This is a genomic window from Citrobacter sp. Cpo221 (assembly GCF_030332345.1).
Lineage (GTDB): Bacteria > Pseudomonadota > Gammaproteobacteria > Enterobacterales > Enterobacteriaceae > Citrobacter > Citrobacter portucalensis.
Map to the genome: position 1 here is coordinate 38,997 of NZ_JAOWIA010000061.1, position 11,916 is coordinate 50,912.

Sequence of the window (11,916 nt, forward strand, 5' to 3'; positions counted from 1 at the left end):
TGAAGCATCAACGCGTTATCAGAAAATGCGTTCCTGATGTACCCATACCGCGGCTTCGACGCGTGATTTGAGCTTCATTTTCTTCAACATATGCTTCACATGGACTTTTACCGTACTTTCAGTGATGTCCAGACGACGGGCGATCATCTTGTTCGGCAGCCCCTGGGCAATGAGCTTGAGAATGTCGCGCTCACGCGGTGTCAGTTGGGTGACATCACGGTCCGACGTTGCACGATTAGCACGCAGGCTGGCGGCCAGAACCGGCGTTAAGGCTTCACTCAGCACCATTTCACCGGCCGCTGACTGCTGTAAGGCTTTGAGTAAATCTTCAGGCTCCATATCTTTCAGCAGATAACCGTCAGCGCCGCGTTTCAGTGCGGTAACTACGTCTTCTTCATGATTGGATACGCTAAACACAACGATACGGCCCGACAGTGACTTTTCACGCAGCTTATCGAGAGTTTCCAGGCCGTTCATGCCGGGCATGTTGAGATCAAGCAGGATCAGATCGGGATCAAGGGATTCAGCCAGCTCGATACCCTGCTCACCATTGCTGGCTTCGCCGACAACGGTAATATCGGGCGCCATGCTGACAAGCTGTTTTACACCGGTTCGCAGCATCGGATGATCGTCGATCAACAGGATGGTTGCCGGTTCCAGATTACTCATGGGTATCTCCTTGGACTTCTGTGAAGTTTGTTTCGGGAATAAAAGTGACAGCAACTTCAGTACCGCCCGTCTCGCGACGGCGTACGCGGCAATCGCCGCGCAAGCTCTGCGCACGGTCGCGCATTATTATCATGCCGTAGTGGTTACTGCGTTCGGCGTTTTCCGGTACGCCGCAGCCGTTATCTTGCACTGTTAGTTTGACCTGCTTGCCATTTTGCACCACCGTCACGACAACTTCATTGGCCTGAGAGTGTTTAAGTGCATTACTCAGGGCTTCGCGCGCAATTTGTAGCAGGTGAATCGCCTGATGCGAAGGGACCAGGCGTGGCGGTAGCTGATAATCCAGCTTAACCGTAAATCCAAAACGGGCGCTGTACTCCTGACAGCTGGCTTCCAGCGCCGGCCGTAATCCAGGTTCTGTGAGCTGTAAACGGAAGGTGGTTAACAGTTCACGCAGTTGTGCCCACGAAGCATTCAGCTCGTTACGAATCTGGCTGAGCAACTCGCGACAGTTATCTGAAAGCGCATCGCCCTGCATCTGCAAACAGCTAACCTGCATCTTCATACAAGAGAGCGATTGTGCAATAGAATCATGAAGTTCGCGTGCAATGGTGGCACGCTCTTCCATCACGATCAACTGCTGCTGACGCTCCTGATGTCTGTCGAGCGCGAGCGTTGCGGTCAGTTGCTCAACCAGGGTATCAACCAGTTGCTGCTGATCGTGACTGAGATGGCGTCCGTTCGGCAAAGTAGCGAGCAGGATACCATACTGGGTATGTGCATCGGTCAGCCGCCATTTCAATGTAATCCCGCCGTCAATCGCGGGCAGCGTTCCGCGAGGACACAGATGGCATCCTTTCTCATCACAGCTGGCATTTGACTGACAGGTAAATTCCTGATGATTGTCTTCATCTTCCAGGTCGTAAACCCGGAGTTCAATATCATGCAGCAAGGTCAAATTTTGCAGACCATTCAGTACCGGAGAGAGGCGTTCGCACAACGGCACCTGAGAGTGCAGGCGGCGGTTAGCTTGCCACAGAAAAGAAAGGATCTGATTTTTGTGCTCCAGACCCGCCGTTTTCTCCTGTACCCGCTGTTCCAGCACGGCGTAACTTTCGGCCAGTTCTTCCGACATATTATTCAGTGCCGAGCCCAGAGCGGCCATCTCATTACGCCCGCTGATACGCGCGCGTTGGGTAAAATCACGTTGGCTGACGGCTCGCGCCATCGCCAGCAGCTGTTTCCACGGCTCTAACAGGCGCACGCGCAGCCAGATAATGGTGAAAACCAACAGCAATGCCATAAATATGGCCATCAGGCGATGCAGCAGGACGACGCGTTCAATGCGTAATTCAGTGGTATGGTCAAAGGCGGTAACCAGCTTATCCAGACCGCCTACAAAGCGTGTCACATCCTGCGCTACCGCATCAGGCGTTTGCGCATGCGCAAGCCCCGGCGCCAGTTCAGTGTGCCAGTAATCCTGTAGTGCTTTTAACTGCGCCTGTTGTCCGTCTCGCTTTGCGGCACGCGTCAACTCCGGGCTAAACGCCGTTTTCTCCATTTCATCCAGAAGCGGTTGATCGCTAGCGTCCAGCGGTACGGCTGCCAGCAGGCGATAACTCTGCATGCGCAGCGATCCCGCTTTGTTGATTGCATGGGCGCTACCCTGAACGCCCTGAACCAGCCAGCCGGAGACAGCCATACCCGCCACGCCGATGGCTGTGGACAATAAAACAATCAGCGCCACCTGGTTGACCAGCGTAAGCGGGGAGAGACAACGTTTAAACATGGTGACTTGTTCCTTCGGGTTTTCGTCGAACAGAAAACCTTATTGAATGACGATTCTGCTGCAGGCAGTGGCGTTATTCTCGGCGATACACTGGAGTATACCCATACCTCAAACGGGCTACCTCTTAATTGCCAGTGGAGGGAGAGATCCTGGGCGAGGGGGAGTAGGGGGCGACAGAAGCGTGAAAAACCACATCTTTTTTACCGAAGTTATGTACTCATTTAGGGTAATGATAAATTTTAGGCATGAATAATGACACCTTTTCCTTTGATTTATATCAACTTACCTCCAGCTGTAAACCCTAATGTTGCAGGCATCGAAACAAGTATCAGAGGTGTCTATGAGTCACTCATCTGCCCCGGAAAGGGCATCTGGAGCTGTAATTACCGAATGGCGGCCGGAAGATCCCGCCTTCTGGCAGCAGCGTGGTCAACGAATCGCCAGCCGTAACCTGTGGATTTCCGTCCCTTGCTTGCTGCTGGCGTTTTGCGTGTGGATGTTATTTAGCGCCGTGGCGGTGAACTTACCGAAAGTCGGATTTGATTTCACCACTGAACAGCTGTTCATGCTGACGGCATTACCTTCTGTGTCCGGCGCGCTGCTGCGTGTTCCGTACTCCTTTATGGTTCCCCTGTTTGGTGGACGTCGCTGGACAGCGTTTAGCACCGGTATCCTGATCATTCCTTGCGTATGGTTAGGTTTTGCGGTGCAGGATACTTCCACGCCGTTTAGTACCTTTATTATTATCTCTCTGTTGTGCGGTTTCGCCGGTGCGAACTTTGCGTCCAGCATGGCAAACATCAGTTTCTTCTTTCCAAAACAGAAACAGGGTGGTGCGCTGGGTCTGAACGGTGGCCTGGGCAACATGGGCGTCAGCGTGATGCAGTTGGTTGCGCCGCTGGTGGTTTCACTGTCAATCTTTGCCGCATTTGGTAGCCACGGGGTTGAACAACCGGATGGTACACAGCTGTATCTGGCAAACGCCGCATGGATTTGGGTACCGTTCCTTGCGGTGTTAACGCTGGCTGCATGGTTTGGTATGAATGAACTGGCAACCTCAAAAGCGTCGCTGAAAGAGCAATTGCCGGTGCTGAAACGTGGGCATCTGTGGATTATGAGCCTGCTGTATCTGGCAACCTTCGGTTCATTCATCGGTTTCTCTGCCGGTTTTGCCATGTTGTCAAAAACGCAGTTTCCTGAGGTACAGATCCTGCATTACGCCTTCTTTGGACCGTTGATTGGCGCGCTGGCTCGTTCAGCGGGCGGCGCAATCTCTGACCGTCTGGGCGGAACCCGTGTAACGCTGGTGAACTTCGTGCTGATGGCAATTTTCAGTGCCTTACTGTTCCTGACGCTGCCATCAAACGGCGTTGGCGGCAACTTTATCGCCTTCTTCGCGGTGTTCCTGGCATTGTTCCTGACGGCTGGTCTGGGGAGTGGTTCAACCTTCCAGATGATCTCCGTTATCTTCCGCAAGCTGACGATGGACAGAGTGAAAGCTGAAGGCGGTTCAGAAGAGAAAGCAATGCGCGAAGCAGCAACAGACACTGCGGCAGCGTTGGGCTTTATCTCAGCCATTGGTGCGATTGGCGGCTTCTTTATCCCGAAAGCATTTGGTACGTCTCTGGCGTTAACCGGTTCTCCGGTCGATGCGATGAAAGTATTTCTGATCTTCTATGTCGCTTGTGTGGTCATCACTTGGGCGGTGTACGGACGTCATTCTAAAAAGTAAAAAAGTAGTAGCAGTTGATTATCCATTGCGCGGTGTTAGACCGCGCTTTTTTTTGTTCTAAATTAGTTACAACATACTTATATGTGAGCTCATGACGAAAGTCTGCGAAAACGGCGCTGGTAATATGCCTGGCAGGGGGGATACCCCTTAATACCCACTTATAAAGAATTTAACATTTGTATGATAAGTGATTTTAATAAAATCATTTAAATTCAATATGTTGACTGTTTTATTAATATCCTACTAAGGGGGTATGTGAAAATCGACCCTCTGTTTTCATCCCTGCATGCCTTGATCGTTATCAATTCTCACGCCCTTTCAGAGCGTTACCTTCGCTCTCAATCAAGCAATGTCGATTTATCAGAGAGCCGTCAGGCTCCTACAGGAGAAAACCGATGAGTAAATTCCTGGACCGGTTTCGCTACTTCAAACAGAAGGGCGAAACCTTTGCCGATGGGCATGGCCAGCTTCTCAATACCAACAGGGACTGGGAGGACGGATACCGCCAGCGTTGGCAGCATGACAAAATCGTGCGTTCAACCCACGGGGTAAACTGCACGGGCTCATGCAGCTGGAAAATCTATGTGAAAAATGGTCTGGTGACTTGGGAGACCCAGCAAACTGACTACCCACGCACGCGTCCAGATATGCCTAACCACGAGCCTCGCGGCTGCCCACGTGGTGCAAGCTATTCCTGGTATCTCTACAGCGCTAACCGTCTGAAATACCCGCTGATGCGCAAACGTCTGATGAAGATGTGGCGTGAAGCAAAAAGACTGCACAGCGATCCGGTAGACGCATGGGCATCCATCATCGAAGACGCCGACAAAGCAAAAAGCTTCAAACAAGCGCGCGGTCGTGGTGGGTTTGTTCGTTCTTCCTGGCAGGAAGTGAATGAACTGATTGCTGCATCTAACGTTTACACCATCAAAACCTATGGCCCTGACCGAGTTGCAGGCTTCTCTCCGATCCCAGCGATGTCGATGGTTTCTTATGCTTCCGGCGCACGCTATATGTCGCTGATTGGCGGTACCTGCCTGAGCTTCTACGACTGGTACTGTGACCTGCCGCCGGCTTCCCCGCAAACCTGGGGCGAGCAAACCGACGTACCGGAATCTGCCGACTGGTATAACTCCAGCTACATTCTTGCATGGGGCTCTAACGTACCGCAGACCCGTACTCCGGATGCACACTTCTTTACTGAAGTTCGCTATAAAGGCACCAAAACGGTAGCGATTACTCCGGACTACGCAGAAATTGCCAAACTTTGCGACCTGTGGCTAGCACCGAAGCAGGGAACCGATGCGGCGATGGCAATGGCGATGGGCCATGTCATGCTGCGCGAGTTCCACCTCGATAACCCGAGCCAGTACTTCACCGACTATGTTCGTCGTTATACCGACATGCCAATGCTGGTGATGCTCGAAGAGCGTGACGGCTACTATGCTGCTGGTCGTATGCTGCGTGCGGCGGATCTGGTCGACTCTCTGGGCCAGGAAAATAACCCAGAATGGAAAACCGTCGCTATCAACAGCAACGGCGAAATGGTTGCGCCAAACGGTTCAATTGGTTTCCGTTGGGGCGAAAAGGGCAAATGGAACCTTGAGCAACGCGACGGTACGTCCGGTGATGAAACTGAACTGCAGCTCAGCCTGCTGGGTAGCCAGGACGATATCGCTGAAGTGGGCTTCCCGTACTTTGGCGGCGAAGGCACCGAGCACTTCAGTAAAGTAGAGCTGGAAAATATTCTGTTGCACAAACTGCCGGTTAAACGCCTGCAGTTGGCCGATGGCTCTACCGCGCTGGTGACCACCGTTTACGACCTGACCATGGCTAACTATGGCCTGGAACGTGGTCTGAACGACGAAAACTGCGCGACCAGCTACGATGACGTGAAAGCGTACACGCCGGCATGGGCAGAAAAAATCACTGGCGTATCTCGCTCTCAGATCGTGCGCATTGCCCGTGAATTTGCGGATAACGCCGATAAAACACACGGTCGTTCGATGATCATCGTCGGTGCGGGCCTGAACCACTGGTACCACCTCGATATGAACTATCGTGGCCTGATCAATATGCTGGTGTTCTGCGGTTGTATCGGTCAGAGCGGCGGCGGTTGGGCCCACTATGTCGGCCAGGAAAAACTGCGTCCGCAAACCGGCTGGCAGCCGCTGGCGTTTGCTCTTGACTGGCAGCGTCCGCCTCGTCATATGAACAGCACTTCCTACTTCTATAACCACTCCAGCCAATGGCGCTATGAGACGGTTACTGCGCAGGAACTGCTTTCCCCGATGGCAGACAAATCCCGCTACAGCGGTCATTTGATTGATTTTAACGTTCGCGCTGAACGTATGGGCTGGTTGCCATCTGCGCCGCAGTTAGGGACTAACCCACTGCGTATCGCCGAAGAAGCGCAGAAAGCAGGTATGACGCCGGTGGATTACACCGTTAAATCCCTGAAAGAAGGTTCAATTCGCTTTGCAGCAGAGCAGCCGGAAAACGGTAAAAACCATCCGCGCAACCTGTTTATCTGGCGTTCTAACCTGCTCGGTTCTTCCGGTAAAGGCCACGAGTACATGCTCAAGTATCTGCTGGGTACTGAACATGGTATTCAGGGCAAAGATCTCGGCCAGCAGAGCGGCGTGAAGCCTGAAGAAGTGGAATGGCAGGATAACGGCCTGGACGGCAAACTGGATCTGGTTGTCACGCTGGACTTCCGTCTGTCGAGCACCTGTCTGTATTCCGACATCGTGCTGCCGACCGCAACCTGGTATGAAAAAGACGATATGAATACCTCGGACATGCATCCGTTTATTCATCCTCTGTCTGCGGCCGTTGACCCGGCCTGGGAATCAAAGAGCGACTGGGAAATCTACAAAGCCATCGCCAAGAAATTCTCTGAAGTTTGCGTGGGTCATCTCGGTAAAGAAACCGACGTCGTTACGCTGCCAATTCAGCACGACTCTGCCGCAGAACTGGCACAACCGCTGGACGTGAAGGACTGGAAAAAAGGTGAATGTGACCTGATTCCTGGTGTTACCGCACCGCACATCATGACCGTTGAGCGTGATTATCCAGCAACCTACGAGCGTTTCACCTCCATCGGCCCGCTGATGGAAAAAATCGGTAACGGCGGTAAAGGGATTGCCTGGAATACCCAGAGCGAAATGGATCTGCTGCGTAAGCTCAATTACACCAAGGCTGAAGGTCCGGCAAAAGGCCAGCCGATGCTGGATACCGCAATTGATGCAGCCGAGATGATCCTGACGCTGGCGCCGGAAACTAACGGTCAGGTAGCCGTTAAAGCCTGGGCTGCGCTGAGTGAATTTACCGGTCGTGACCATACGCATCTGGCGCTGAATAAAGAGGACGAAAAAATTCGCTTCCGCGATATTCAGGCGCAGCCGCGCAAAATTATCTCCAGCCCGACCTGGTCAGGACTGGAAGATGAACACGTGTCTTATAACGCCGGCTATACCAACGTTCACGAGCTGATCCCATGGCGTACGCTGTCTGGTCGCCAGCAGTTGTATCAGGATCATCAGTGGATGCGTGACTTTGGTGAAAGCCTGCTGGTTTACCGTCCGCCAATCGACACCCGTTCGGTGAAAGCGGTGATCGGCGAGAAATCAAACGGTAACCCGGAAAAAGCGCTCAACTTCCTGACGCCGCACCAGAAATGGGGTATCCACTCCACTTACAGCGACAACTTGCTGATGCTGACGCTGTCACGCGGTGGCCCGATTGTGTGGATGAGCGAAGTCGATGCGAAGGATCTGGGAATCGAAGATAACGACTGGATCGAAGTCTTCAACAGCAACGGTGCGCTGACGGCACGTGCAGTTGTCAGCCAGCGTGTACCGGCCGGGATGACCATGATGTACCACGCGCAGGAACGTATCGTTAACCTGCCGGGTTCAGAAATCACCCAGCAGCGTGGTGGGATCCACAACTCGGTGACCCGTATTACGCCGAAACCGACCCATATGATCGGCGGCTATGCGCAGCTGGCCTACGGCTTTAACTACTACGGTACCGTCGGTTCAAACCGTGATGAGTTCGTAGTTGTACGTAAGATGAAGAACATTAACTGGTTGGATGGCGAAGGCAATGACCAGGTACAGGAGAGCGTAAAATGAAAATTCGTTCACAAGTCGGCATGGTGCTGAATCTCGATAAGTGCATCGGCTGCCACACCTGTTCAGTGACCTGTAAAAACGTCTGGACCAGCCGTGAAGGTATGGAGTACGCCTGGTTCAACAACGTCGAAAGTAAGCCTGGCGTTGGCTTCCCGAACGACTGGGAAAACCAGGAAAAATGGAAGGGCGGTTGGATCCGTAAAATCAACGGCAAACTGCAGCCGCGCATGGGTAACAAAGCGCTGCTGTTGGGTAAAATCTTTGCTAACCCGCATCTGCCGGGCATGGATGATTACTACGAGCCGTTCGATTTTGACTACCAGACGTTGCATAACGCCCCGGCAGACAGCAAAGCACAGCCAATTGCTCGTCCACGCTCGCTGATCACCGGTCAGCGAATGGATAAAATCACCAGCGGTCCGAACTGGGAAGAAATTCTGGGCGGCGAGTTTGAAAAACGCGCCAAAGACCAGAACTTCGAAAACATGCAGAAGGCGATGTACGGTCAGTTCGAAAACACCTTCATGATGTACCTGCCGCGTCTGTGTGAGCACTGCCTTAATCCGGCGTGTGTGGCGACCTGTCCGAGCGGCGCTATCTACAAGCGTGAAGAAGATGGCATCGTGCTGATCGACCAGGACAAGTGCCGCGGCTGGCGTATGTGTATCACCGGCTGCCCGTACAAGAAGATCTACTTCAACTGGAAGAGCGGGAAATCTGAGAAGTGCATCTTCTGCTACCCGCGTATCGAAGCCGGTCAGCCGACCGTTTGCTCCGAAACCTGTGTAGGTCGTATCCGTTACCTCGGCGTACTGCTGTATGACGCAGATGCGATCGAAAGTGCAGCAAGCACCGAGCACGAGAAAGATCTGTACCAGCGTCAACTGGACGTGTTCCTCGATCCGAACGATCCGGCTGTTATTGAACAGGCGCTGAAAGATGGTATTCCGCTGAGCGTCATTGATGCCGCACAGCAGTCTCCGGTTTACAAAATGGCGATGGACTGGAAGCTGGCGCTGCCGCTGCATCCGGAATACCGCACACTGCCGATGGTCTGGTACGTGCCGCCATTGTCACCGATTCAGTCAGCTGCTGATGCGGGCGAGCTGGGCAGCAACGGTATTCTGCCGGATGTTGACAGCCTGCGTATTCCGGTTCAGTACCTGGCGAACCTGCTGACCGCAGGTGACACCCAACCAGTACTGTTGGCGCTGAAACGTATGCTGGCAATGCGTCACTACAAACGTGCGGAAACTGTTGACGGCAAAGTTGATACCCGTGCACTGGAAGAGGTGGGCTTAAGCGAAGCACAGGCACAGGAAATGTATCGTTACCTGGCAATCGCGAACTACGAAGATCGTTTCGTGGTACCGAGCAGTCATCGTGAACTGGCGCGTGACGCGTTCCCGGAGAAAAGCGGTTGTGGCTTTACCTTCGGCGACGGTTGCCACGGTTCTGATACTAAATTCAATCTGTTCAACAGCCGCCGCATCGACGCTGTCGATGTGACCAGCAAAACGGAGCCGCACCAATGATTGAACTCGTCATTGTTTCGCGTCTGCTCGAGTACCCGGATGCTGCCTTGTGGCAGCATCAGCAGGAACTTTTCGATGCACTCGCGTCATCTGAGAACCTGGATAAAGAGGATGCCCAGGCTCTGGGCGTTTTCCTGCGCGATCTAACCGCGCAGGACATGCTGGATGTGCAGGCCGCCTACAGCGAACTGTTTGACCGTGGCCGCGCGACATCGCTGCTGCTGTTTGAACATGTTCACGGTGAATCCCGCGATCGCGGTCAGGCTATGGTTGACCTGATGGCACAGTATGAGCAGCACGGTTTGCAGCTCGACAGCCGCGAACTTCCCGATCATCTGCCGCTGTATCTGGAATACCTTGCGCAACTGCCGAAAAGCGAAGCGCTAGGTGGCTTACAGGATATTGCGCCGATTCTGGCGCTGCTCAGCGCTCGTTTGCAACAGCGTGAAAGCCGTTATGCGGTGCTGTTCGATCTGCTGTTAAAACTGGCGAATACCGTTATCGACAGCGATAAAGTGGCTGAAAAAATTGCGGATGAAGCCCGTGACGATACTCCACAAGCGCTGGATGCGGTCTGGGAAGAAGAGCAGGTGAAATTCTTCGCCGATCAGGGGTGTGGCGAGTCGGAAATCTCCGCTCACCAGCGTCGTTTTGCCGGGGCCGTTGCGCCGCAGTATCTGAATATCACCACCGGAGGACAGCAATAATGCACTTCCTGAATACGTTCTTCTTTGACATCTATCCGTACATCGCGGGTTCTGTCTTTCTGATCGGCAGCTGGCTGCGTTATGACTATGGGCAATATACATGGCGTGCGGCTTCCAGTCAGATGCTGGATCGCAAAGGGATGAATCTGGCGTCAAACCTGTTTCACATCGGGATCCTGGGTATCTTTGCAGGGCACTTCCTTGGCATGTTGACGCCGCACTGGATGTATGAAGCCTGGCTACCGCTTGAAGTGAAACAAAAGATGGCAATGTTTGCGGGCGGTGCCAGTGGCCTGATGTGTCTGGTTGGTGGCGTACTGCTGCTGAAACGTCGTCTGTTCAGCCCACGCGTGCGGGCCACCACCACCGGAGCGGATATTCTGATCCTCTCACTGCTGGTGATCCAGTGTGCGCTGGGCCTGCTGACCATTCCGTTCTCCGCCCAGCATATGGACGGTAGTGAGATGATGAAGCTGGTGAACTGGGCGCAGACAGTGGTGACCTTCCAGGGCGGAGCGTCTCAATATCTGGATGGTGTTGCGTTCATTTTCCGTATGCACCTGGTGCTGGGTATGACGCTGTTCCTGTTGTTCCCATTCTCGCGTCTGGTACACATCTGGAGCGTCCCGGTCGAATATCTGACACGCAAATACCAGATTGTTCGCGCGCGTCACTAATCGTATATTTGAGAATGACAAAACCCTGCTTCGGCGGGGTTTTTTTATGCCTGTTTGCCGGATGGCGGCGCAAGCGCCTTATCCGACCTACGAAGGTATCAGCGAGTGCTGTAGGCCTGATAAGCGTAGCGCAGCAGACAAATAGCGGGCACGTGTCGAGTTCGTAGGCCTGATAAGCATAGCGCATCAGGCAAATAAAGGGCATTGCAGAGGAATTGAGTGTGTTGCTTTATGAAGTGATGGTGGTGGGGGAAGGATTACTCAGCGCAGTGCGCTTCGCCCTTCGGGTCGTTGCCTGCGGCAACGCTTTCTCGCTTCGCTCGAATCGAACCTTAGTCGAAGCTTCTCATCCTTCCCGCATGGGCAGAATATGGGGCATTAGAGATTGATTTGCTGTTGATGCTTTATGAAGTGATGGTGGTGGGGGAAGGATTACTCAGCGCTGCGCGCTTCGCCCTTCGGGTCGTTGCCTGCGGCAACGCTTTCTCGCTACGCTCGAATCGAACCTTAGTCGAAGCTTCTCATCCTTCCCGCATGGGCAGAATATGGGGCATTAGAGATTGATTTGCTGTTGGTGCTTTATGAAGTGATGGTGGTGGGGGAAGGATTCGAACCTTCGAAGTCGATGACGGCAGATTTACAGTCTGCTCCCTTTGGCCGCTCGGGAA

7 protein-coding genes and 2 other RNA genes are annotated in these 11,916 nt (G+C 53.3%); 5 read left to right on the top strand and 4 right to left on the bottom strand.

The features are described 5' to 3' along the window. Positions 1-18: 18 nt before the first annotated feature. Positions 19-669: a two-component system response regulator NarL gene (narL, locus tag OGY72_RS22405; protein WP_003833392.1), complete on the bottom strand. Its 651-nt coding sequence runs from the start codon at positions 667-669 to the stop codon at positions 19-21. Then, positions 662-2,458: a nitrate/nitrite two-component system sensor histidine kinase NarX gene (gene narX / locus OGY72_RS22410; protein WP_003833391.1), complete on the bottom strand. Its 1,797-nt coding sequence runs from the start codon at positions 2,456-2,458 to the stop codon at positions 662-664. Before narX ends, narL begins: the two co-directional genes overlap by 8 nt. A 340-nt stretch (positions 2,459-2,798) precedes the next feature. On the opposite strand from narX, the gene OGY72_RS22415 reads away from it, so the two are divergent. The 5 genes from OGY72_RS22415 (at position 2,799) to narI (ending at position 11,248) form a co-directional block, all read left to right on the top strand. Continuing rightward, positions 2,799-4,190 carry a NarK family nitrate/nitrite MFS transporter gene (locus OGY72_RS22415; protein WP_003833390.1) on the top strand — a complete coding sequence of 464 codons (1,392 nt, stop codon included), beginning with the start codon at positions 2,799-2,801 and terminating at the stop codon, positions 4,188-4,190. Positions 4,191-4,585: 395 nt separating this feature from the next. Further along, complete coding sequence (locus OGY72_RS22420; protein ID WP_063940833.1) at positions 4,586-8,329, top strand: nitrate reductase subunit alpha; 3,744 nt, start codon at positions 4,586-4,588, stop codon at positions 8,327-8,329. After that, on the top strand, positions 8,326-9,864 hold the full coding sequence (gene narH / locus OGY72_RS22425) for a nitrate reductase subunit beta (RefSeq protein WP_003833388.1): 1,539 nt from the start codon (positions 8,326-8,328) through the stop codon (positions 9,862-9,864). The genes OGY72_RS22420 and narH overlap by 4 nt, the downstream gene beginning before the upstream one ends. Continuing rightward, positions 9,861-10,571, top strand: a complete 711-nt coding sequence (gene narJ / locus OGY72_RS22430; protein WP_063940832.1) for a nitrate reductase molybdenum cofactor assembly chaperone — start codon at positions 9,861-9,863, stop codon at positions 10,569-10,571. Before narH ends, narJ begins: the two co-directional genes overlap by 4 nt. Beyond that, positions 10,571-11,248: a respiratory nitrate reductase subunit gamma gene (gene narI / locus OGY72_RS22435; RefSeq protein WP_286549597.1), complete on the top strand. Its 678-nt coding sequence runs from the start codon at positions 10,571-10,573 to the stop codon at positions 11,246-11,248. The genes narJ and narI overlap by 1 nt, the downstream gene beginning before the upstream one ends. A 240-nt stretch (positions 11,249-11,488) precedes the next feature. On the opposite strand, the gene OGY72_RS22440 is transcribed toward narI, so the two are convergent. Both OGY72_RS22440 and OGY72_RS22445 read right to left on the bottom strand, forming a co-directional pair. Next, positions 11,489-11,619, bottom strand: a non-coding RNA gene (locus OGY72_RS22440) — RtT sRNA. Between the two features lie 44 nt (positions 11,620-11,663). Next, a non-coding RNA gene (locus tag OGY72_RS22445) (RtT sRNA) lies at positions 11,664-11,794 on the bottom strand. Positions 11,795-11,916 lie beyond the last annotated feature (122 nt).